This is a genomic window from Parafrankia sp. FMc2 (assembly GCF_041008525.1).
GTDB lineage: Bacteria > Actinomycetota > Actinomycetes > Frankiales > Frankiaceae > Parafrankia.
In genome coordinates this window covers 36,434-56,069 of record NZ_JBFLUG010000010.1, presented here as the reverse complement: position 1 = coordinate 56,069, position 19,636 = coordinate 36,434, and the positions used below count along the sequence as shown (strand labels likewise).

General features: G+C 72.0%; 29 protein-coding genes. 12 read left to right on the top strand and 17 right to left on the bottom strand.

Annotated elements, in window-relative coordinates:
• Nucleotides 1-13 precede the first annotated feature (13 nt).
• A complete protein-coding gene (locus AB1460_RS06125; RefSeq protein WP_420497205.1) occupies nt 14-988 on the top strand; it encodes an EamA family transporter in 975 nt (324 codons plus the stop codon).
• Between the two features lie 577 nt (nt 989-1,565).
• On the opposite strand, the gene AB1460_RS06115 is transcribed toward AB1460_RS06125, so the two are convergent.
• The 3 genes from AB1460_RS06115 to sigJ form a co-directional block, all read right to left on the bottom strand.
• Nucleotides 1,566-1,901, bottom strand: a complete 336-nt coding sequence (locus AB1460_RS06115) for a tetratricopeptide repeat protein (protein ID WP_368959629.1) — start codon at nt 1,899-1,901, stop codon at nt 1,566-1,568.
• Nucleotides 1,902-1,939: 38 nt separating this feature from the next.
• Entirely contained in the window at nt 1,940-2,905 is a 966-nt protein-coding gene (locus AB1460_RS06110; protein WP_368959628.1) for a pirin family protein, read from the bottom strand.
• Nucleotides 2,906-3,037: 132 nt separating this feature from the next.
• On the bottom strand, nt 3,038-3,958 hold the full coding sequence (sigJ, locus tag AB1460_RS06105; RefSeq protein WP_368959627.1) for an RNA polymerase sigma factor SigJ: 921 nt from the start codon (nt 3,956-3,958) through the stop codon (nt 3,038-3,040).
• 106 nt (nt 3,959-4,064) lie between these two features.
• Here sigJ and AB1460_RS06100 point away from each other — a divergent pair, with 106 nt between their 5' ends.
• Entirely contained in the window at nt 4,065-4,334 is a 270-nt protein-coding gene (locus AB1460_RS06100; protein ID WP_368959626.1) for a hypothetical protein, read from the top strand.
• Between the two features lie 100 nt (nt 4,335-4,434).
• Nucleotides 4,435-4,965, top strand: coding sequence for a GNAT family N-acetyltransferase (locus AB1460_RS06095; protein ID WP_368959625.1), 531 nt, complete (start codon nt 4,435-4,437; stop codon nt 4,963-4,965).
• Between the two features lie 119 nt (nt 4,966-5,084).
• Here the strand turns inward: AB1460_RS06095 and AB1460_RS06090 are convergent, their stop codons facing one another.
• The 4 genes from AB1460_RS06090 to AB1460_RS06075 all read right to left on the bottom strand — a co-directional run bounded on the left by AB1460_RS06090 (nt 5,085) and on the right by AB1460_RS06075 (nt 8,058).
• On the bottom strand, nt 5,085-5,558 hold the full coding sequence (locus AB1460_RS06090; RefSeq protein WP_368959624.1) for a polyketide cyclase: 474 nt from the start codon (nt 5,556-5,558) through the stop codon (nt 5,085-5,087).
• Between the two features lie 497 nt (nt 5,559-6,055).
• Nucleotides 6,056-6,262 carry a hypothetical protein gene (locus tag AB1460_RS06085; RefSeq protein WP_368959623.1) on the bottom strand — a complete coding sequence of 69 codons (207 nt, stop codon included), beginning with the start codon at nt 6,260-6,262 and terminating at the stop codon, nt 6,056-6,058.
• Between the two features lie 73 nt (nt 6,263-6,335).
• Nucleotides 6,336-7,238: a hypothetical protein gene (locus AB1460_RS06080; protein WP_368959622.1), complete on the bottom strand. Its 903-nt coding sequence runs from the start codon at nt 7,236-7,238 to the stop codon at nt 6,336-6,338.
• A 613-nt stretch (nt 7,239-7,851) separates the two neighbouring features.
• Entirely contained in the window at nt 7,852-8,058 is a 207-nt protein-coding gene (locus AB1460_RS06075; protein ID WP_368959621.1) for a hypothetical protein, read from the bottom strand.
• 168 nt (nt 8,059-8,226) lie between these two features.
• Here AB1460_RS06075 and AB1460_RS06070 point away from each other — a divergent pair, with 168 nt between their 5' ends.
• Genes AB1460_RS06070 through AB1460_RS06040 form a run of 7 tightly spaced genes read left to right on the top strand, consistent with a single transcriptional unit; the run spans nt 8,227 to nt 12,822 of the window.
• Nucleotides 8,227-8,736 (top strand): hypothetical protein, encoded by a 510-nt coding sequence (locus tag AB1460_RS06070; RefSeq protein WP_368959620.1) that lies wholly within the window; start codon nt 8,227-8,229, stop codon nt 8,734-8,736.
• Nucleotides 8,733-8,966: a hypothetical protein gene (locus AB1460_RS06065; RefSeq protein ID WP_368959619.1), complete on the top strand. Its 234-nt coding sequence runs from the start codon at nt 8,733-8,735 to the stop codon at nt 8,964-8,966. Before AB1460_RS06070 ends, AB1460_RS06065 begins: the two co-directional genes overlap by 4 nt.
• A complete protein-coding gene (locus AB1460_RS06060) occupies nt 8,963-9,415 on the top strand; it encodes a hypothetical protein (RefSeq protein ID WP_368959618.1) in 453 nt (150 codons plus the stop codon). The genes AB1460_RS06065 and AB1460_RS06060 overlap by 4 nt, the downstream gene beginning before the upstream one ends.
• The gene (locus tag AB1460_RS06055) at nt 9,412-9,774 is read left to right on the top strand and encodes a hypothetical protein (protein ID WP_368959617.1); all 363 of its coding nucleotides are present in this window, start codon (nt 9,412-9,414) and stop codon (nt 9,772-9,774) included. The genes AB1460_RS06060 and AB1460_RS06055 overlap by 4 nt, the downstream gene beginning before the upstream one ends.
• A complete protein-coding gene (locus tag AB1460_RS06050) occupies nt 9,771-10,499 on the top strand; it encodes a hypothetical protein (protein WP_368959616.1) in 729 nt (242 codons plus the stop codon). Before AB1460_RS06055 ends, AB1460_RS06050 begins: the two co-directional genes overlap by 4 nt.
• Nucleotides 10,496-10,714, top strand: coding sequence for a hypothetical protein (locus AB1460_RS06045; RefSeq protein ID WP_368959615.1), 219 nt, complete (start codon nt 10,496-10,498; stop codon nt 10,712-10,714). The genes AB1460_RS06050 and AB1460_RS06045 overlap by 4 nt, the downstream gene beginning before the upstream one ends.
• The gene (locus AB1460_RS06040; RefSeq protein WP_368959614.1) at nt 10,711-12,822 is read left to right on the top strand and encodes a cell division protein FtsK; all 2,112 of its coding nucleotides are present in this window, start codon (nt 10,711-10,713) and stop codon (nt 12,820-12,822) included. The genes AB1460_RS06045 and AB1460_RS06040 overlap by 4 nt, the downstream gene beginning before the upstream one ends.
• A gap of 165 nt (nt 12,823-12,987) precedes the next feature.
• Here the strand turns inward: AB1460_RS06040 and AB1460_RS06035 are convergent, their stop codons facing one another.
• Nucleotides 12,988-13,224, bottom strand: a complete 237-nt coding sequence (locus AB1460_RS06035) for a hypothetical protein (RefSeq protein ID WP_368959613.1) — start codon at nt 13,222-13,224, stop codon at nt 12,988-12,990.
• Nucleotides 13,225-13,373: 149 nt separating this feature from the next.
• Between AB1460_RS06035 and AB1460_RS06030 the strand changes: the two genes are divergently transcribed.
• Entirely contained in the window at nt 13,374-13,625 is a 252-nt protein-coding gene (locus tag AB1460_RS06030; protein WP_368959612.1) for a hypothetical protein, read from the top strand.
• Nucleotides 13,622-13,819, top strand: a complete 198-nt coding sequence (locus tag AB1460_RS06025) for a hypothetical protein (RefSeq protein WP_368959611.1) — start codon at nt 13,622-13,624, stop codon at nt 13,817-13,819. The genes AB1460_RS06030 and AB1460_RS06025 overlap by 4 nt, the downstream gene beginning before the upstream one ends.
• A 57-nt stretch (nt 13,820-13,876) precedes the next feature.
• Here AB1460_RS06025 and AB1460_RS06020 read toward each other — a convergent pair whose 3' ends face one another.
• The 9 genes from AB1460_RS06020 to AB1460_RS05980 form a co-directional block, all read right to left on the bottom strand.
• Nucleotides 13,877-14,017, bottom strand: coding sequence for a hypothetical protein (locus AB1460_RS06020; protein WP_368959610.1), 141 nt, complete (start codon nt 14,015-14,017; stop codon nt 13,877-13,879).
• A gap of 435 nt (nt 14,018-14,452) precedes the next feature.
• Nucleotides 14,453-15,130 (bottom strand): hypothetical protein, encoded by a 678-nt coding sequence (locus AB1460_RS06015; RefSeq protein WP_368959609.1) that lies wholly within the window; start codon nt 15,128-15,130, stop codon nt 14,453-14,455.
• A gap of 199 nt (nt 15,131-15,329) precedes the next feature.
• Nucleotides 15,330-15,731 carry a hypothetical protein gene (locus AB1460_RS06010; RefSeq protein WP_368959608.1) on the bottom strand — a complete coding sequence of 134 codons (402 nt, stop codon included), beginning with the start codon at nt 15,729-15,731 and terminating at the stop codon, nt 15,330-15,332.
• A 263-nt stretch (nt 15,732-15,994) separates the two neighbouring features.
• Entirely contained in the window at nt 15,995-16,549 is a 555-nt protein-coding gene (locus AB1460_RS06005; protein ID WP_368959607.1) for a helix-turn-helix transcriptional regulator, read from the bottom strand.
• A 64-nt stretch (nt 16,550-16,613) separates the two neighbouring features.
• Nucleotides 16,614-16,913: a hypothetical protein gene (locus AB1460_RS06000; RefSeq protein ID WP_368959606.1), complete on the bottom strand. Its 300-nt coding sequence runs from the start codon at nt 16,911-16,913 to the stop codon at nt 16,614-16,616.
• Nucleotides 16,914-17,026: 113 nt separating this feature from the next.
• Nucleotides 17,027-17,851 carry a DUF5131 family protein gene (locus AB1460_RS05995; protein WP_368959605.1) on the bottom strand — a complete coding sequence of 275 codons (825 nt, stop codon included), beginning with the start codon at nt 17,849-17,851 and terminating at the stop codon, nt 17,027-17,029.
• Between the two features lie 72 nt (nt 17,852-17,923).
• A complete protein-coding gene (locus tag AB1460_RS05990; protein WP_368959604.1) occupies nt 17,924-18,649 on the bottom strand; it encodes a hypothetical protein in 726 nt (241 codons plus the stop codon).
• Nucleotides 18,650-18,712: 63 nt separating this feature from the next.
• Nucleotides 18,713-18,916: a hypothetical protein gene (locus AB1460_RS05985; RefSeq protein WP_368959603.1), complete on the bottom strand. Its 204-nt coding sequence runs from the start codon at nt 18,914-18,916 to the stop codon at nt 18,713-18,715.
• Nucleotides 18,917-18,988: 72 nt separating this feature from the next.
• Entirely contained in the window at nt 18,989-19,609 is a 621-nt protein-coding gene (locus AB1460_RS05980; protein ID WP_368959602.1) for a hypothetical protein, read from the bottom strand.
• Between the last annotated feature and the right edge of the window lie 27 nt (nt 19,610-19,636).

The following is a 19,636-nucleotide window of genomic DNA, read 5'->3' as shown; positions in this document are numbered from 1 at the left end:
GAGATCCGGGCCCATGGGGCAGCGGCACCCGCTGCCCAGGCCCGCTGGTGACACCGGCCCACGGGACCCGGGCCGCGGGCCGGGCCGCGTTCCGAGTCGCGGCCCGGAACGCCGCCCGGCCGGTGCCCGGGGCCGGTGGGTCCCCGCGGGCCTCGTGCTCGCCCAGGTCCTGAGCCTGCAGTGCGGCGCCGCGGCAGCCAAGAACCTCTTCCTCACCGCGGGCACCGCGATGACCGTCCTGATGCGCCTGTGGTTCGCCGCGTTGATCCTGCTCGCGCTGGCCCGGCCCCACCTTCGGGTCGTCTGCGCCAGGGGCATTCGCCCGGTGGTCGCGCTGGGATGCGTTCTCGCGGCCCTGAACATGGCGTACTTCCAGGCGGTGGCGCACCTTCCCCTCGGCGTCGCGGCCGTCCTGGAGCTGCTCGGCCCACTCGCCGTGGCGACCGTGATGTCGCGCAGCCGGACAGACGTTCTCGTGGCGGTGCTTGCCTTCGGCGGAATCACGCTGATCGCCTTTCCCGGCGGAGCCGGGGTCACCGCGGCCGGCCTGGCGCCAGGTCTGCTCGCGGCCGTGCTGCGCGCCTTGTACGTCCTGCTGAGCAGACACGTCGGACGCGCGACCGCGGACCTGTCAGGTCTCGCTGTCGCCCTTCTCATCGGTGCGTCGGTGTTCACGCCCTTCGCGCTGGTCTTCGGGAAGGTGGACCGCCTCGGCGACCCGCGGAACCTGGCGCTGGGCCTGCTGGTGGCGCTCCTCTCCTCGGCGCTGCCCTACACACTCGACCTGCACGCGCTGCGGAGAACCAGCGCCAGAGTGTTCGGCGTGCTGATCTGTCTCGGCCCGGCAGTCGCTGCAATCGTCGGCTATACCGTGCTGGGGGAACAGCTCAGTCCACGGCAGGTGGTCGCGGTACTGCTCATCACCGTCGCCGCCGTCCTGGTCTCCCGGCAGAGGGACACCGTCCCGCAGGACGCACCCACGGCATGATCGGCGTGCGGCCGGTCCCGCGTCCGGTGGTCGATCGTGATGCTGGTGGACGGCCCCCGCGGCGGGGCGCCGCTGCCGGCGGTGACCGGCGGCGATGTCTCGCCCTCACGCGAGACCGCGGCCGGGTCCGCGGCCGGGTCCGCGGCCGGTGAGCTGTCGTAGATCGCGAGGCGGAGCGGCGCGTAGAGCATGGCGGCGGGATCGTGCCAGTACATCCGTTCCGCGATCACGTGGTTGCCCATCAGGTACTCGACGCACTGGCGGGTGCCGCCGGCGAGTCGGAACAGCGCCGTGACGTCCATCCGCCAGTAGATCATGAAGAAGTGCGGGGCGTTCTCGGTCGTCGCGCGCCGCACGTCCTCCCAGCCGCTGCGTCGTGCGAGTCCCCGGGCGCCTCCGCGCCACCTCTCGACGTCCAGCCTCGCGTCATCGTCACCGATGGCCGGGAAGGTCGCTACCTGGCATGGCTGGCCAGGCTCTCGACGGCGCCAACAACGCGACCAGCCGCGACCGGCCGGTGGGCCGGCCGCGGCGTTCCGCGGTGCGGTGCGGGGTGGATCTGGCGCGGAGCCGAGGCTCAGGGCATCGCTGGCTCGCCGCCCGTCAGCGCGGCGGCCTGCCGCCGATGCGTGCCCGCCTCCTCCAGCCGGTTCTGCCGCTCCAGAGTCCGGGCGAGCACCATGTGCGCGTAGGGCTCGACCGGGTCCTGCGCGAGGACGGTGCGCAGCTCGGTCTCGGCGTGGTGCAGCTGGGCGGAGTGAAAGTAGGCGCGGGCGAGCAGCAGTCGGGCCGCCAGGTTGCGGGGCTCCTCGGCGACGACACCGGCCAGGATGCGGGCCGCGCCGGCGAAGTCCTGCGCGTCGAAGAACAACGTCCCGCGCTGGTACTCCTCGGCCAGGGTTGTGTGTGTCATGAAGTTCGTCGGTCCCTTCCCGGCGTGGTGGTGTTCTCTCAGGGGCTGGGTTCGGCGGCGGGGACGAGCCCCATCCGGCCGGCGTTGTAGTCCTCGATGGCCTGCACGATCTGTTCACGGCTGTTCATCAGGAACGGCCCGTAGTGGGCGATCGGCTCCCGCAGCGGAAGCCCGCCCAGCAGCAGGATCTCCAGGTTCGGGGAGTCCTCCGGCTGCCGGTCCGCGGCGCCGACGGTGACGGCGTCGCCCGGGCCGAACACGACGAGCTGGTGCGCCTCGACCGGCCGGCGCTCCGCCCCGGCGTAGCCGCGGCCGGTGAGCACGTAGGCCAGCGCGTTGAAGTCCCGGTTCCAGGGGACGTCCAGCCGCGCTCCCGGGCTCACGCTGGCGTGGGCGTAGGTGATCGGAGTGTGCGTGACCCCGGGACCGCTGTGGTCGCCCAGTTCACCGGCGATGAGCCGGACCAGCGCCGCCCCGTCGTCGCTGCGCAGGAGGGTCAGGCGGTTCCCGGTGATCGCCTGGTACCTCGGCGGGGCGAACTTCGACGCCGCTGGCAGGTTGACCCACAGCTGAACCCCGTGGGAACGGCCCCCGGCGCGGGCGAAGGCCGTCGTCGGCACCTCGTCGTGCAGGATCCCCGCCCCGGCGGTCATCCACTGGGTGTCACCCTCGCCGATGATTCCACCACCGCCGTTCGAGTCGTGGTGCTCGACGACGCCGTCGAGCAGGTAGGTCACCGTCTCCATGCCACGGTGCGGATGCCAGGGTGCGCCTACCGCCCGCAGCGGGCCGTAGTCGACCGGGCCCAGCTGGTCGAGCAGGAAGAACGGATCGGCGAGGCGCGCGTCGACCCCTCCGGGGAACGGCCGCCACACCTCGAACCCCGCCCCCTCGACCGCGTGGTGCGCGTCGACGACCTGCGCGACCGGCCGGGCCACGGCCTCCGCCGGCGGCCGGTCGATGCGCGGAAGGACCAGCGGATTGTCCACAGTGATGGCAGGCATCGGATCTCCTCGGCGGCCAGACCGACATTTGGTTGACGTGTCATGCACACGCCCCAACCGCTGTGCGGTCGTGGACATTCCGCCGGTCGTTGGCCGCCAGGAGGACGGTGGGGATACCTGCTCTGGACCGGCTCAGGCTCTCTGGTGGCTGGCGAGGGTCTCCAGGCCGAGTGCGAGGAGACGATCAGGGTCGACGATGGCGTGGATCCCGGCTATCCGTTCGCCGGTCACAGCGAATCCCATGACCGAGGTCGGCTGGTCGTCGATCGTGATCAGTGCACCGGCGGCGCCGTTGACCAGTGCGGGGTGGATGACCGCCGTGGGCTGGGCGAACATGAGCGCCCTGCGGGCGACGGCGGCTGCTCCGCGGACCACTGCCGAGGCCTGCGGCCGGGCGGCGCCGCCGTCGGCGCGCAGGACGATGTCGGGATCCAGCAGTTCGACCAGGGCGGCGAAGTCGCCGTCGCGAGCGGCGGCGAAGAAGGCCTTGACCACCCGCCGCTGGATGCTGTGGTCGGTGTCCGGAGCGGATGCGGGCACGGGTGGGCCCAGCTCCCGGACCCGTCGGCGGGCCCGGCTGGCCAGCTGGCGGGCGGCCGCCGGGGTGCGGTCGACCATCGGCGCGATCTCGTCGAACGGAAGCTCGAACATGTCGTGCAGGACGAAGGTGAGCCGTTCGGCGGGCGTCAGGGTGTCAAGCACGATGAGCAGTGCGAGCCCGACCGACTCGGCCAGCAGTGCCTCCTGCTCGGGCTGCTGGGTTCCGCCGGCCGGGTCCGGGGAGACAACCGGATCCGGTATGTGGACGCCGATCGGGTCCTCGATCCGGATTCTGCGTGCCCGCAGCCTGTTCAGGCAGATTCTGCCGACGACGGTGGTCAGCCAGCCACCCAGATTCTCGATCCTGTCGGCATCGGGCCGGTTCAGCCGCAGCCAGGCATCCTGCACCGCATCGTCCGCCTCGGTGAGGGAACCGAGCATGCGGTAGGCGATGCCGCGAAGGCGCCTGCGATGTTCCTCGAACCGCTCGGCAAGCCTCTCAGCTTCTTCCATCTGTCACATTCCTCCGTCGACACGTGTCGTAGGGAATGACCGATGGCAGTCGGCCCGTGTGACAGGGAAGGGCGAGGAGATGTCAGCGATGCTACTGAGGACCAGGGTGAAGGCCGACAGGGCCGCCGAGACCGAGGCAGCTGTGAGGTCGCTGTTCGCGGCACTGGAGGAGGCTCGGCCCCAGGGCATTCGCTACACGTCCTGCCGGCTTGCGGACGGTGTGACCTACGTGGTTCTGCTGCAGATCGAGGAGGGCATCGACAACCCGCTACCGAGGATGCCCGAGTTCCTGCAGTTTCAGGAGAACCTGAAGGAATGGCTTGCCGAACCGCCGGTGCCCGACCAGGTGGCGGTCATCGGGGACTACCAGTCCTGACCGATGCCGGCCAGTCGTCACCTCGCCACCTCGCCGTCCGGCGGTCGGGATCCTTGGCAGTGTTGGCGACGACGGGCCCGGCTCTGCCAGAGTCGGGCCCGTGACTGAGGATCTTCCCGGCGGTCTGGTGCTTCGCCAGCCCCACGTCGATGATCATCTTCGGGTTCTCGCCGTCATGGACGGCTGGTGGGCGAACTTCGGAGGGGACGCCGGGTCCCTCCAGCGCAGCCTGCTGCTCCCGAGGTTGTTCTTCCAGCATTTCACCGACAGCAGCTGTCTGGTCGAAAGCGCCGACGGCCGGCTGGTGGCGTTCCTCGTCGGCTTCGTGTCGCAGTCCGATCCCGAGGTTGCGTACATCCACTTCGTCGGAGTCGACCCGGCGCTGCGCCGCCGTGGTCTCGCCGGGGGTCTCTACCGCCGGTTCTTCCGGCTTGCTGCAGCCCGGGGCTGCAGCCGTGTCCGGTGCGTCACCAGCCCTGGCAACGCGAACTCGCTGGCGTTCCACACGGGACTCGGCTTCCGGATCGACCCCGGCGAGGTCATGGTCGACGGCGTCGACATCCAGCGTGACTACGACGGACCGGGGCTTCATCGCATCGCCTTCACCCGGACACTCACCGACCAGATGTAGCCGACACTACGAAGAGCTCGCTGACCTGCCCGTCGACCCCGGCGGCACCGGATCACACCCACGGCCTGGAGAAGCGCCGCCGGCAGGCCGGGCCCGCGGGTCAGGCCCGTGTGCCCGGGTCAGGCCCGTGTGCTCGCGACAGTGCGGGCCAGGATGCCCAGGGTCGCGCGCAGCGCTGCCTCCGGGATGACCGGGAAGATGCCGGACCCTCGGTAGGCCTCGTCGATCTGGCTCCAGTCGTAGTAGGAGGTGACCGCCGTTCCGATCTCGCTGGGCGCCAGCCGGTAGCCGTAGAGGTGGCGCAGCGGCGGGTCGATGGCCCCGCTGATGGTCCACTCGAGGAGGGCGTCGGTTTCGAACCGGGTGATGGTCACGGTGACGTCGTACTTCCCGAGCGGGTAGTCGTTGAGGGACTCCCGGTCCATGTGGACGACGAAGCTGTCACCGACGCCCGTCACCGGAGTGCCCTCGGCGGACTGCAGCATTCCGGAGCTGTCGATGGCCACGTGGCCCTCGGGGGTGCACAGCAGCGCGAAGATCTTCGCGGGAGGTGCGGCGATCTGTCGCTCGACCTCGAACCGTTCGGTAGCCATGGTCTGCAGTCTCCCGGTGGCAGGGGTGGCGTGCGGTGTGGGCGATGTGCCCAGGGCATGGTGACGGAGACTGGTGGTCCGAGGCCAGCCGTCGCGGATCCACCGGCACCCGAAGCGCGGCGGCGCTGGGTGGCGGCTGATGTGGGTGGTGGGCCGGGCCGACTCCGCCTGGGCCTGGCGGCAGGGGGACGGGCCCGCGGCTGGGGGACGGGCCTTCTGGGTGAGACGGCCCAGGAAAGGCCCGGCGCGGGTGGGGCGGACGAGTTGGCCTGTACGCCGGGTTCTGTGATGGGGGGTCCGGTGACCTGCGGAAACACCCGATCATGCCTCTGACCTGGCCTTTTAGTCTTTCTGGGTCTTGCGTGGTCTGACGGGGGTTGCCGACTGAAACGGCCCAGAAACGGCCCGGAAGATCGTCACCCACTGTGTGGGCTGTCTGGGGCCGAATCGGGGCCGGTCACGATCCGCTGCCGCGCGGCCTACCGGAGAGATGCGGGTCATCGGCGCCGCCGCCGGGGTCCGGCCTTGTGGGGTAGCCGGCCGCGGACCGCGGTGAGCGTGTCCAGGGTGGCCGCTGACAGGACACCGGCAGGGTGGGCCCCGGGCATGGGGCGCTCGTCTGCGGTGCCGCTGCCGTCCGTCTCGAGGCCGCCGCTGGTAACCGGCTCGGCGTCCGCCTCGAGGCCGCCCGCGACGGCGGGCACCTGGACCTCGTCGGCGCCGTCCGCCGTGCGGCCCGCCTCGAGGTCGGCGCAGACCGGGCACGGGCCAGGCAGGTCACGCCGCGGCCTGGACCACGTCCGGATGGCACCTGGGACACGGGTTACCCGCGGGCCTGCCGGTGTCCGTCCGGTAGGCAACGTTGGCCTGCATCACGGCGGGCGCGTGGCCCGCGTCCCCGCCGCACTGCCCACACCAGGCAGGCGCCTCCCCGCCGGCCGCCGGGGCAGATGCGGACATCCACCCGGCCGGGACGGGTTCGTCCGTCCACGACCCGCACAGCGGCTCCGGCGGGGTGTTGCTGGCGGGCTGCCCATGCTCGTCGACGACGGTCACACCGCTGTTGTCGACCCGCTGCCCGCCGTCGGTAGCCTCCGCGGCCGACGCTGCGAACTCGGCGATGATCCGGCCGGTGCGCTCCTGCTTCGTCTCGCGGCGGTTGTGGCTCATGTGCATGGGCCAGCCGGTGCCCGGGTCGATCTCCGGGGTGTCGCGTTGCGGGTAGTCGAACCGGCCGCGGCCGTAGGCGCTGCCCGCGCAGTGGTCACACGGCTGCCGTAGCCCGTGCTGCTTGCACATCGCGGAGCTGCCGGCCGGCGGCGGAACCATCGAGGGCAGGAACCGGGCCGGGGCCGCCTCGACCGCGGTCCGCAGGTAGGCCACCGGGTCCGACACCGTGCGCGTGCTGCCGTCTTTCGTCCGGAGGACCATCGCCACGCCCTTGCCGGCAAGGTCTCGGTCGATCGTGCGCCCGGTCACCTCGTGCACCAGGTCGACGAGCACCTGGACCAGGTCGACGGGTGAGGCGGCGGCGGGAGCCTGCCCGGCCGTCTCCTTGCTGCCCGGGGTGGGCCCGGCCGGGCTGGTGTCGGTGGTGGGCAGCGGGGGGTGTGGGGCCGGCGGGGCGGTACCCGCCACAGCGGCAGCCGTGCCGGGATCACCGTCCTGCGGGTTATCCACATGATGATTTTGGTCGCGCGTGCGCGTGAGATCATCATCATCAAGTTCTGAAAACTGATCTTCTCTACTGGTGTTCTCACCCTGGTCTTCTGATTGAAGTACCACTGACCGAACTTCGGTGGGCCGTACGTCGGTCGACCGAAGTTCGGTAACCGGTAGTTCGGTCGGAGTAGTCGCAATGTCACCCTTGGGAGTTGCTCGGATGACCCATGGCGCCCACTCCCAACGGCCGCGCGCCACCTGGACCCGTGCGCGGTCGAGGTAGCCGGCCGTTTCGAGGCCCTTCAGCGCGGCAGCGACCCGCTGTCGGCTCCATCCGGGGAAGGCACGCTCAACGGTCTGCGCGTTGACGGTGGCCAGGTACTCGGGAGCGTGGGAGAGAAGCCAGATCAGGATCATCCGGGCGTACCCGGTCAGCTCCGGGTGGCTGATGATCGCGTTGGGTATGGGGGTCCAGCCGCTACGGGCAGGCGGGTTGGACGCACCCGGGGGTGCGCTGGCAGCATTCGCCACGGGTTGATGGCCCTTCTCATACAAGGGTTGTCGATCAAGGGCCGGTTCGGGTGTTACCAGCACCCGGCCGGCCCGCTTCACGTGCGGGGCAGTCTGAGGATCAGCGGACTCCGCGGATCACGACCTTCACTGTCGATGTCGAGACGCGGGCCGCTTCTGCGATCTCGTCGACGGTGTGACTGGTCGACCGTCGTACATCTCGGATGCCCTCGTCGCGTTCGCGGCGCGCGTCATCGAGCGCGCGTTCCGCCGCCTCCACCTTGTCCGCTAGCGCGCCGAGCGCGCCGAGATCAACGAGTTTCGTCATGCGCCCGATGGTAGCGGGTGTTCGGGTACATGGATATGTGGATGGGTTGTGTAGACGGATACCGCCCTGTCCGGTAGCGTCCTACCTGTAACGCAAGGCGGCCCCGAACCGGAGTCATCACCTCCGGCCGGGGCCTACGGACCCACCTGCCATAACAGGGAGACCCGCATGTTCATCGTCCCCAACCGCCGGCCGATCCGCCAGCGGCTCGCCCACACGGCCCGCCGGATCGCCCTCGTCGCCGCGGTCCGTGTCCTCGACCGTCTCGAGGCCGCCGCCGGCGAGCAGACCACCCCGGCCGCCCCCGCCCTCGTCGAGGCGGCGGCCCCCGCCGTCGAGACCACCCCGGCCGGCCCCGTCCTGCTCGCCGCGGCCGAGCTGCCGAGCGTCGAGACCATCGAGGCGGCCGCCGCCGAGTACGCCGATGCCGCCGAGCAGGCCCGGCAGGGCGACCGCGGCAAGCGCCGCGCGCGGAAGCTCCTCGACCTGCTCCCCGCCGGCACCTACGGCCGGGCCACCGTCGAGCGGATCACCTCCGCCCGGCAGACCCCGGACATGGACGAGATCACCCGGGTGTTCGCCGAGCTTGGCCGTGACGTGCCGATGCGGCCGGTCGCGGACTCGCTGCGCGTCACCCTCACCCCCGCCGCCGTCGAGGCCGTGGCGGTGGCGGCATGAGCAGCCGACTGGTGTCGAGCTTGTACATCGACCCGACCGACCTGGCGGCGCGGTTCGAGCCGGCGACCTTGCGGGATCTGCCCCCGGCCCTGGTCTTGCCGGGCGAGATCCGCATGTCCGCCTCGTTCGCCGCGGAGGACACGGCGGCGGCCGACTGGTTCCGCGGCCTGGCGGCTGTGGCCGAGCAGGCGGCGGCCTGGCACGCGGCCCGCGCGGGCGGTGCCCTGTGAGCGGCCCGGCCGGGCTGCCGGCGGCACTGCTCACCCCGTCCGCCGTCGAGCTCGACCAGGCCCGTGCGCAGATCAGCCGTCTCGCTGGCGGCGGCTACGCGGCCACCTACGGCGCGCTGGGTGCGATCGCGGCCGGCGCGGCCGGTGAGGCGATCCGGGCGCTGCGTCTGGGTGACCTCGACGGCGCCGGCCGGGTCCTGCGCCAGCTGGCCGCGGCGGACCTGGCGGCCTGCGAGCTCCGTGACCGGCTCGCCGCGGACACCACGGTGGTCCAGGGCGATCCGGCCCTCGGTGGCCTCGACGAGGTCGTGGCCCAGGGGGTGGCCGTCGCCGCAGACACGGACCGGACGCCGGAGGTCCGGGCCCGGGCCGCCACCACGGCGGACGCCATCGTCCGCACCGTCTGGATCTTGACTGGCCGGAAGATCAGCAAGGAGTGGGGCCGATGACCTGGGAGATGACCAGCCGGGAACGGCGGATGGCTGCGGCCGGGGCGTTCAGCGACGTCGTCGGGAAGCTGCTGCTGCCGCACACCGACATCTACGACGCGCTGTCGGATGAGTCGGTCAAGGCCCTCGACCAGCTCGCCAGCGCGGTCTACGCGGCGGCGGAGGCCCTGCTGGACCGGGACACGCGGGCCAACTACGCGGCGGCCGGCATCGAGGACCAGGCGCCGGACCTGCGGCCGGAGATCAGCGCCGAGGATGCGGAGCTGCTCGCCGAGGTCGCCGACACCATGTTCACGAACGCCGTCGGTCGCGGGTGCCAGGAACGGACCGCGGCCCGGGTGGCGGAGCAGGCGGCATGAAGCCGGCCGGCCGTGTGGAGCGGTTCCTGGCGGCGGCGTTGCCGTTCGCGCTCGGCGCCGCGGTGTTCGTGATCGCGTTCTGGCACATCGTCGAGCTCGCCCGGTGGGCGGGTCAGCCGGACTGGGCGGCGCTGCTGATCGCGTCCACGGGTGAGTGCATGGCCGTCGCGGCGATCCTGGAAATCCTGGCCCGACGGCGTTCGGGTGACGGGGTGTGGACGCCGGTGCTCGTGCTGGTGGCCGCGGTCGGGTTCTCCGGCGCGGTCAACCTCGCCGCGGCGCTGGTCGACCGGGACGGCGCCGGACGGCTCACCGGCGAGCCCGGGGCCTGGCGCCCGGTCATGGCTGTCTGGCCGGTGATCGCGTTCGCGCTCGTCGCCGCGTTGAAGGCCACCCGCGGCGGCGCGGCCATCGAGGTCGAAGAGGAGGTGAGCCCTGCCGTTCCCGCGGCGGGGCCCGCCCCGTCCCCCGTGACCGTCGAGGTGGCTCCGGAGCCACCTGCACTGGCTCCCCTGCCGGCACCGGAGCCACCTGCACTGGCACCGGTGCCAGTTGGGGGCACCACTGGGCGAGCCAGGGTGGCCGAACTCGTCGCCATGCTGCCCGCGGACGACCCGCGGTCGGAGCGGCAGGTGGCTGCCGACCTGGCGCCGATGGCGGGCATCTCGCCGAGCACGGCCCGGCGGTACCTGGCGGATCTGCGCCGGCCGGCGGTGGCCGCGTGAACGGCATCCGTGCGGATCTGCGGTCCGTGCCGTGGCTGGTCGCGGTCGCGCTGGTGGGTCTGGCGGCCGTCGTGCTCCTGCTCCGTGCGGCTGGACTCGTGGTCCTGGCGGTCGTTGACGGGGCCGAGCGTTTCGAGGCGGCCGTGTCCGGGGCGGCCGGTGTCCGGCCGTTGGCGGCATCCGTGGTGGTGCTCCCGGGGCGGTGGGAGCAGTGACAGAGCAGGCGGAGACCCTCGTGGGTGAGGTCGTCGCGGGCCCGTGGATACCGCAGCCTGCCCCCGAACCGGCCCCGGTGGCACCCGCGCCGGTGGTGCCGGCCGGGTCGCTGGTGGACCCGATCCGGCTGCCCGCGTGGGCGACGGATCGGGCGGTGCGCCGTGCGACCGCGCGGCGTGCCGGCACGCTGGCCGGACGGGCCGCGACCCGGTCGGCGTGGCGGGCACCGACAGCGGTGTTGCGGGGCAGCTGGCGGGCGGGGCGGTTCTGGTGGTCCTGGGTGCGCGCCGAGGACATCGCCACCGAACTGCGCGACGACGCGGGCCGGTTGGGGAAAGAGATCTTCGTGATCCGGGACCACCGCAAGGCCCGGTGGATCATCACCGGCGGTGCGGCTGGTGGCGGGGCGGTCGCTGAGCTGGTGGCCGCTCTCGCCGTGGGCGAGTGGGTGCCCGCGCTGTCGGGTGCGGTGATGGTGACCGCGGCCGGTGTCGCCGGACGTAGGCGGCCCGCGGCGGGGCCAGGTAGCCCGCTGGCGATCGAACCGGACACCCGCGTCGACCTGGCACCCGACCATCTCAACGGCGCGTTCCGGGCCGCGGGTCTCCTCAAGCCGGCGGCCGGGCTGGTGTTGTGCGCGCCGATCGTGCGCGACCGGCTCGGCCGCGGATGGGAAACCGTCCTCGACCTGCCGCGCGGCGGCGGGAAGACAGCGGCGCACGCCATCGAACGCCTACCCGTCATCGCGGCCGAGCTCGGCGTCGACGAGATCCAGCTGCTCATGCGCCGGGTCCGGGCCCACGACGGTGGGCACGGCCGGCGGCTGTCGCTGTGGGTCGCCGATGACGACCCGTATCTCGGCCCGCCGACCCCGTCGCTGTTGATCGACGTCGAGCGGTTCGATTTCTGGCGGGCGGTGCCGTTCGGGCAGGACGCCCGCGGCAACCGCGTCGAGGTCGCGTTGCTGTGGCAGTCGGCGTTCTTCGGTGGGCTGCCGCGGCGAGGGAAGACGTTCTCCATGCGGCTACTCGTCGCCGCGGCGGTGCTGGACCCGTGGTGCCAGCTGTGGTTGGCGGACGGCAAGGGCGGGGCGGACTTCCGGGCCATCGCCGGTGTCGCGCACCGGTACGTCTCCGGTGCCGACCCGGACGACCTGGCCGCGTTCGAACACATGCTCGACGAGCTGATCAGCGAGATGTCGCGGCGGTTCGCGTTCCTGGCCACGCTGCCGGCGGCGGCCTGCCCGGAAGGCAAGCTCACCCCGGAGATCATGCGCCGGTACAACCTGCCGCTGATCCCGCTGATCATCGACGAACTACAGGAGTACTTCGAGGCCTGCGAAGAGGAGAAGGACCGGGCCCGGATCGTCGGGAAGCTCGCCCGGATCGCCCGCCGTGGTCCGGCCGCCGGCATCATGCCGGTCTACGCGAGCCAGCGACCCGACGCCAAGTCCGTGCCGACCAAGCTCCGGGAGATCGTCACCTACCGGTACTGCACCCAGGTCACGGACAAGACCAGCTCCGACATGGTGTGCGGCGACGGCAAGGCACGCGCCGGAGCGGACGCCTCGACGCTGTCCGAGGAGCACCTGGGCGTCGGAGTGCTGGTCACCGGACCGGCGTCGTTCGTCACGGTCAAAGCCGACCTGCTCGACAACCCCGCCTTCGAGGTCATCTGCCAGCGTGGGCGGGCACTGCGCCTGGCCGAAGGCACCCTCACCGGGCAGGCGTGCGGCGACATCGCCGCGGCGGCGGCCGGCGTCGGCTACGTCATCCCGGTCGTCATCGGCGATGTCCTGGAAGCGTTCGGCCAGCGGGCACGGATCTGGACTGAGGACCTCCTCGTCGAGCTCTGCAACATCGACGAGATCACCTACGGCGACTTCGACGGCACCCGCCTGGCCGACGAGCTCGAGGCGGCCGGCGTGGTCCGCACCCGCAAGCAAGTCAAGATCGACGGCGAGAACCGGGCGGGCTGGTACCGCAGTGACGTCGAAGGCGCGATCCCACCCGACGTGCTCGCCGCACGCCCGGTAGAGGCCCCCCGCCCTACCCCGACCGCCGCCGAGGACCCGACTACCGCCGCCGGGGCCAGCGGCCCCATGTAGTGGGCCCCCTCTACCCCGGTAGACGGCCCTGTAGTGGCCGCTGACCTGCGAAGTAGCAGGGGTAGAGGGTCAGGCGGCCGGACACGCAGACAGGCCCGTCTCCGGGTGGAGGCGGGCCGCTGTCGTTGCAGGTCGGGAAGGGTCCGGCCCGCGCGCGGGCGGCGGTCAGGCCTCGTCGCGCCATCCCTGCCGGTTGGCGTCCAACCAGGCCTCGACGTCGGTGCGGAGCCACAGCCGGACCGTGCCGTCGGTGCTCGTGAACCAGGGTGCCGGGAAGTCGCGGTCACGGGTGATCGTGTAGCCGCGGGTGCGGCCGACACCCAGCCACGCCCGGATGTCGCCAAAGGTGACCAGGTCGCGCGGTCGCGCGCAGTCGGCTCCGTGTTCCTCCGTGCTGGCCACAGGATCGGACTGTGGGACGGGAACCTACGTCGACGACGTCAGCACTGTGCATACGTTCACTGGCGCGCTACCGTGCCGGAAACGAGTGAGCCCCACCGGTTGAGGGACCGATGGGGCTCAGTGGCCGACCTGTACGAGAGGACCGACCCGTGACCCCATCCTGCCCCGAAGCAGACGACCTGTCGCCCACGCCGGCCCCACCCGCACCGCCGGCCACGGAGCCCGGGTTCACCATCCGGCAGAGCTACACGGACGGCAGCGTCCGCCTGGCGGCCGATCTCGGCGTCTCCGCCGGCCGGCTCGTGGACCGGATCGCCGTGTACACCCCGATCGCCGCGGTCCTCACCGATGCCGTCGTCGAGGGTGGGCGGCTCCTGCTGACGTTCAGCCGGCCGGCGTGAGCGTCGAGGACCGGGCCACCGCGGGGATGCGGCTGCACACACCACCGACGATGTACGGGCTGGTGGTGACGGACTGGCGGGCCCGGCCGGTGCGGCTGGTGGGCTGGTTCGGGTCGGAGGCCGCGGCGCAGGCATGGGCGGCGCGGGAGAGGCTGACGGGGGTGCTGGTGTTGCCGTTCACCCTGCCGCGGTAGGCGCTGGCGATCGTCACGTGACGTACGAGCGGCCCGCTCCTTGGGAGGCGAGTGGCCCTACCGGGTGTTCTTGGCCGCCCATGCGGTGTTCCCGGCTTCGTACGCAGCATCCTCGGCTTCGCGTTCACGCAGGAAGGCGTCGAGCCTGGCGTACTCCGGATCGTCGGGGCCGACGATCAGCACACCGTCGCCGATCATCCTGGAGTTGGGGTCCTCGGCGCGGCGCATCGTCTGGATACGCCCATCTGGCAGCCTTCGAGTGATCATCGGGTCAGGGTAGTGCGGAGTTCGGGCGTGGCAACGGCCCGTCTCCGGTGTGGAGGCGGGCCGCTGGCGTTGCAGGCGGGAAGGGTCCGGCCCGCGCGCGCCGGGCCACCCAACCCATCACGCCAGCCGGCCAGGATCGGCGCTCTCCGTAGCTCTGAGCAGCTCGCCTACAGCCCCCGGAACGGCCACGGCCCGCCGGTGGCGGCCGGCGGGTCGGTGGTCCCGCCCGGGCATACGGGGAGATCAAGCCGGCGGTATCTCGCCGCGCCACACCAGGGTGTGATCGTCCTCCGGTCCGTGCACCGGTGCCGAGCCCAGCAGGGAACGCCGGTCGGTACCTGTGTCACGACCCACTCCGGTCGGCCGTCACTCCGCGGCAGGCATAGCACCAGCCGGATCATCCGGTCGCGTTCGCGGCCGCCGGTGCTCGACAAGCTCCGCCTGCGGCGGCAGGGGGCCGAGTTGGCGCAGCTGCGTGACCAGCTCGCCCATCCGCCGCCCCCGGGCGACCGCAGCCGGGTCGGGTACAGCAGGCTCGTTGACCGGCAAGGCGGCGAAGCGGGTGACACGCAGCTCGCCCACACGCCGCCGCAGTCGGACGAACAGCTCGTCAACGTCCGGTCTACGCCACAGCAGGACCATCCCCCACCGGTCGGCGTCAGCCCGCCTGGTCGCCGCGGCCTTCTGCTCCCGACGTGACCGCGGTGCCCTCTCGACAGCCCTCCCCGCGCCGGCCACAGCCGGCGGGACATCGTCGACGGCACCGGACGGCAATCCCAGCGCGGACACTAGGAGGCCGTAGGCCAGGCGCTGCTGTCGCTCCTCGCTGGCGAGACGGGTCCAGTCCGGGTTGGTCGGTGACCTGACGACGGCCAGGGTGCGGCGCAGCGCCGCAAGACGATCCGCCGTCCGGCACATCTCGACCACCAACAGCTCCTCGTGCGGGTCGAGGATCAGATTCCGCTCGTCGAGCCAGCTGGTGATCCGCACCCACAGGCTCCGCCCGTGGCCGTCGAGGTCACGCGGCGCACGGGGACCGCTCATTACCACCTCTTTCTGATCACGGACCGCGCGCCAAGCATGGCGCGCGCAACGCAGAGCTGTGTCCGCCGGGCTTCCGGCCGGAACCCAAGACTTATGACTACTCTACGTGTCAATAATATTACGTTGAGGTGGGGGGGCCGCCAGGATGGCCGGGTTCGGGCTCGAGGCCGGCGGTGGGCCGGTGACGCGGTGGGCACGGTCAGCGGACCCGGCCGTACTGACGGCCCAGGTCGTCGAGCACCACCCGGAGCTCCTCGATACACATCCGGCCACCCGGACGGGGCCACCCGGCGCAGTACGGCTCATGCTGGCCGCGCGCCGGTGCCCGCATCACCACCCCCGGGAACGCCTCCGCCATCGCGTAGCCGGGCCGGTGTACACGGAACTGGTGGTCGTCCCGTCGTTCCGGCTCCGGCGGCGGCGAGTACTCGCCCCAACCCTCGGCGAAGCCGACGAGGCCAGGCACGCGGGCGACCTCGACCGGGTCCATCTCCAGCCGCAGGGCCGCCTCGACGATCCGACTCACCCGCCATGCGGTTCTACGCTCGCCGAGCGTCTTCGTCTCCCGGTCGAACGCCCGGTGGAAGTCGTCGAGGATCATCCGCGTGTTCGCAACCTGCCGGGCGTTCGGGGACGCGCCGCCGTGCGTGCGGCAGACCCGGCCGCCGCGGATCGCATACGCCCGGCACGGTGAGCCGTCCGTGCGCCGCGCCCTACACGGCACCGCCCATCTCACTCTCGGCATCCGACATGCCCTCTTTCCGCCACCACATCGGTGGGATCGATGGGAACGGTTCCATAGGTCTCGGGCGCGCACGCGCGTCGAGGGCCCGACCGCCCGCACAGTCCAGGTTCGCCCGTGGGTCAGTCGTCGGCCAGGTGCGGCCGATGCTGGGAGATCCACGCCTCGACGTCGCACACTGCCCAGTAGCGGGTGCGGCCCTCCCGCGCTTCGGGGGTGGGGAAACCGGGCTGGTGGGAGAGCTGCCGGGCGCGCTCCCGGCTCACACCGAGCCGCCGCCCGATCGCCCCGGTGGTGATCAGGACGTCCCGCGCGCAGACCGGGATGTTGCCGTGGATGCGGCGGATGGGCCGGCGGACCGCCGGGTTGTCGATCGGCCATGTCGGCAGGTACGGCCGGCCGGACGGGCACGCCCGGGTTCCGCGCTGCGGGGGGAACGGGCCGCGCGGCAGACCCTCGCTGTCCGGCAAGGTCCAGTCGAACACCCACCAGTACCGGCGCCAGGCGGTGGTCACGGACAGGCCGAGCGTGCCGGCCGCGTCGCGGATCGATGAGCCTGCGGCGACGAGGCGGAGCACGGCCAGGCCCTCGTCGAGTTTCACGTGGGGTGGGGTCTGGCGGAGCAGGTACGGGACGGGCCCGGCTCGGCGCCGTGCGGAGATCATGGTGCCGTTCATGATCGCGGGTGTTTCACCTTCTACGGGGTGCCGGTAACGCAAGCGGGTTGATGCGGCGGGCTGGTCATGCGTCGCGGCGTGCGACCACGACGCCCTCGACGATGTGCGGTGCGGGTCTGCCGCGTCGGGCGTGCTGGTCGGGCCAGTTCCCGGCTTGGACCCACCGGTCGCGGGTGTGGGTGCCGCCCCACCAGGTGAGTGCCCCGGCGCGGCTCGCGTCGGACAGGATCCGCCGCGCCGAGGAGGCTTTCAGTCCGCCGCCGGCGAGCCGCGCGGCGAGTTCGACCTGGTCCCAGCGGTGTGCGTGCCCGTCGGCGAGTACGGCGGCTATGGCGGCCCAGGCGGCGGCGGTGCGGGGGGTCACTGCCGGGTCCGGAGGCCAGAGTCTGGTGCATCCGGCTGTCTGCCTGCTGTCGGTGCCAGGTACGGCGACGGGCTGTGGAGGGGTGCGGAGAGGAACCAGCGCGGTCACGTGGGTCACCCGGCTTTCTGGGTGGCCGTGGGAGCGGGCTCGCCGGTCCACAGTTCGCGGCCGAGCGTGTCGGGGAGGAGCCGGCCGGGGCGGGCCGGGTGTCGGGGTAGCTGTCGCCAGAGCCGGCCGTCGAGCAGGGCGATCGGATTGTTGACTGGGCCACCCCAACCTTTGAGGTAGAACGGCACGCGCCGGGCGATGCAGGCGTCTCGGATGTCGCGGACCCAGGCCTGTTCGATGGGCCGGTGTCCTTCGCCGAACTCGCCGAGGACCGAAACCGTGTCGATGCCGTCGAGGTTGAGGCCGTCGAGGGGGCCGATGAGGGGTTCTGCGGCGAGCCAGCGGATCGCGGCGGGGACCTGGCGGAGGTGGTCGAGGCGGTTGAGGTAGTCGGCGTTCTCGACGGATACCCCGGTCCACAGGTTGTCGGGCCAGGGCAGTTTCGGGGCGAGTCGGGCCATGCGTAGAGAGCGGCGGGTGCAGAAATGGAACGTGTGCCGGGGGCATGCCGCGATCACTTCGAAGATCCCCTTCAGGTAGGGGAACGGGATCCGCGCGTGGAACAGGTCCATGCCGACGCCGAGGAAGAAGTTGGTGGGTTCTTCGTAGGTGAGGGGCAGGGTGAGGAGGTGGGTGTGCAGGGTCATACCGAAGCCGGGTCCGGAGGTGACGGGGTGGCCGTCGTGTTGGAACAGTTCGTGGCCGGCGGCTTTGAGGTTGGCGGCGTCGGCCATGTCGACGCAGTGGTCGCAGCCGGGTGAGATGCGGTCGCAGCCGAGGACGGGTTGCCAGTCGTAGCAGGTTGGTCCGGTCGTGACGTAGGTGATCATGTGGATGGTTCCTCGATGTGGTCGTGTGGGCGTCCCGGCCGGTCCGGGTGGAGCCGGCCGGGACGGGGGCGGCTACTTGCGGTGAGGGCTGGTCTTGGTGTCCTGGACGCCGCGCGTGTTCTGCACGGGCACCGGCGGTACGCCGTCGACCAGGCGGGCGGAGCGGGTCTCCAGGTCGCGGTGCGGGCCGACCGGCTTGTGTAGGGGGTGGCCGTGCCCGAGCCGGGTGCCGGCGACCCGGGACACCGTCCACTGGACGAGCACGGCCGGGTCGGGGGCGATGTGGTCGGCGCCGGCGATGCGGACCACGGGCCCACCGACAAGCCTGTGTCCCGTTCCTGTGGCGTGCTCTTCGTCGTTGTCGAGGTGCAGCCCGTGGGTGTCGAGGAGGGATGCGGCGGAGCGGATGGCCTCGTCGTAGCTGCGGCCGGCGTCGAGGAGGGCGACGAGGGCGTGTTGCGCGGCGGTGAGGGCCTCGGTAACCGCCCGGCCGGCAGTGTCGATGTCCTTGCCTGCGGCGGCGATTGGTGCGGCGGCGTTCTTCTCACGGCCAGGCCGGCCGGCCCGGTCGTCCATCCACTGGCGGTGTCCGGCGCGGGCCTGGTCGAGGTCGTGCTGTGCGGTCTGGAAGCGGTTGCGGGTGTGGATGGGGGCCCGTTCGACAGTGGGGTCGACCGGGGCGCCGGCGGCGTAGGCGGTGGCAGCTTGGGCTGCGAGAGCGTCGACATCAGCCTTGGCTGCGTTGACCGCGGCCTCGGCGGTGGTGACGTCGTCGGTGGTGACGGTGGTGATGGGCACGGTGTCCTCCTTGGGGGTTCGGGGTGGGGCCCGCCCCAGCCGTCACCGGGGCGGGCAGGGCGGTCAGGTGGCGGACGCGGCCAGGCGTGCGGCGTAGTCCGGGCAGCCGCCGTAGTGCTCCACGCGCAGCAGGTACACGCCGTCGACCTGCTCGACGAGCGCACCGGCACCGCAGTCCTCGCAGTACTCCGGGATGACGTGGCCGAGCATCAGGTCCAGCACCGACATCAGCGCGGTGGTGCCGTCCGGCTTCGTGCTGTCGGGCATGTCGCGTCCTTCCGGATAGGTTCGGGATGCGGCGCCGTGGGTCCGATCCACGGCGCCGCGCCGCGTTGCGGGTCAGATGCGGGTTACGGTCTCGGCGACGATGGCCAGGCGGCCACGGCGGGTGCCGTCCTGCTCGAGCGGGGTGTCGGCGGCCTCGGCCGCGTCGATCAGATTGGTGAGGCGGCGGACCAGCTCTCGTGCCGCGTCGGCGGTGTCCTCGAAAAACGGATGCCCGCCGTCACCGATCTTGATCCACGGGTGTCCGTTCCGAAGCTCGGCTTCGGCGACCCACGGGCCCTCACCGTCGTTGATGTCGACAGTGCCGACGGGGTGGATGGCCGGACGGTGGGGCTCGCGGCCGAAGGTGGCGCGGAAGAACCGGGCGGCGTCCCGGGCGGAGGCCTCGGCGCGGACCGTGGAGAGCAGCAGGCTGACCGTGTCGTAGACGCGATCGTCGTAGGCGTCGCCACCGCCGGCCGCCCGGACGATGGCCTCGACGGCGTCGCCGACCGCGGCGAGGCGGGGGTCGTGGCGGTGGTGGCAGTCCGCGCACAGCGTGCTGTCGACGGTGGCAGTGGCGGTCTCGGCGTGGCGGTGGACGTGGGTGGGGGTGGTCGTCTGGCCGCAAATGGTGCAGGTGTGGGCGACACGGTCGGCGGAGATGCCGAGTCCGCCGCTGGCGATCGTGTGCATGCGATCCTCGTTCCTGGCTGGTTCGCT

What these genes read in the sequence shown, in the direction of transcription:
- AB1460_RS06110 (WP_368959628.1), bottom strand. Translation starts at nt 2,905, where the DNA reads ATGCCTGCCATCACTGTGGACAATCCGCTGGTCCTTCCGCGCATCGAC.
- AB1460_RS06055 (WP_368959617.1), top strand. Translation starts at nt 9,412, where the DNA reads ATGACCTGGGAGATGACCAGCCGGGAACGGCGGATGGCTGCGGCCGGG.
- AB1460_RS06090 (WP_368959624.1), bottom strand. Translation starts at nt 5,558, where the DNA reads ATGGCTACCGAACGGTTCGAGGTCGAGCGACAGATCGCCGCACCTCCC.
- AB1460_RS05980 (WP_368959602.1), bottom strand. Translation starts at nt 19,609, where the DNA reads ATGCACACGATCGCCAGCGGCGGACTCGGCATCTCCGCCGACCGTGTC.
- AB1460_RS06115 (WP_368959629.1), bottom strand. Translation starts at nt 1,901, where the DNA reads ATGACACACACAACCCTGGCCGAGGAGTACCAGCGCGGGACGTTGTTC.
- AB1460_RS06005 (WP_368959607.1), bottom strand. Translation starts at nt 16,549, where the DNA reads ATGAACGGCACCATGATCTCCGCACGGCGCCGAGCCGGGCCCGTCCCG.
- AB1460_RS06050 (WP_368959616.1), top strand. Translation starts at nt 9,771, where the DNA reads ATGAAGCCGGCCGGCCGTGTGGAGCGGTTCCTGGCGGCGGCGTTGCCG.
- AB1460_RS06125 (WP_420497205.1), top strand. Translation starts at nt 14, where the DNA reads ATGGGGCAGCGGCACCCGCTGCCCAGGCCCGCTGGTGACACCGGCCCA.
- sigJ (WP_368959627.1), bottom strand. Translation starts at nt 3,958, where the DNA reads ATGGAAGAAGCTGAGAGGCTTGCCGAGCGGTTCGAGGAACATCGCAGG.
- AB1460_RS06015 (WP_368959609.1), bottom strand. Translation starts at nt 15,130, where the DNA reads ATGAGCGGTCCCCGTGCGCCGCGTGACCTCGACGGCCACGGGCGGAGC.
- AB1460_RS06065 (WP_368959619.1), top strand. Translation starts at nt 8,733, where the DNA reads ATGAGCAGCCGACTGGTGTCGAGCTTGTACATCGACCCGACCGACCTG.
- AB1460_RS05995 (WP_368959605.1), bottom strand. Translation starts at nt 17,851, where the DNA reads ATGATCACCTACGTCACGACCGGACCAACCTGCTACGACTGGCAACCC.
- AB1460_RS06010 (WP_368959608.1), bottom strand. Translation starts at nt 15,731, where the DNA reads ATGATCCTCGACGACTTCCACCGGGCGTTCGACCGGGAGACGAAGACG.
- AB1460_RS05985 (WP_368959603.1), bottom strand. Translation starts at nt 18,916, where the DNA reads ATGCCCGACAGCACGAAGCCGGACGGCACCACCGCGCTGATGTCGGTG.
- AB1460_RS06070 (WP_368959620.1), top strand. Translation starts at nt 8,227, where the DNA reads ATGTTCATCGTCCCCAACCGCCGGCCGATCCGCCAGCGGCTCGCCCAC.
- AB1460_RS06020 (WP_368959610.1), bottom strand. Translation starts at nt 14,017, where the DNA reads ATGATCGGCGACGGTGTGCTGATCGTCGGCCCCGACGATCCGGAGTAC.
- AB1460_RS06075 (WP_368959621.1), bottom strand. Translation starts at nt 8,058, where the DNA reads ATGACGAAACTCGTTGATCTCGGCGCGCTCGGCGCGCTAGCGGACAAG.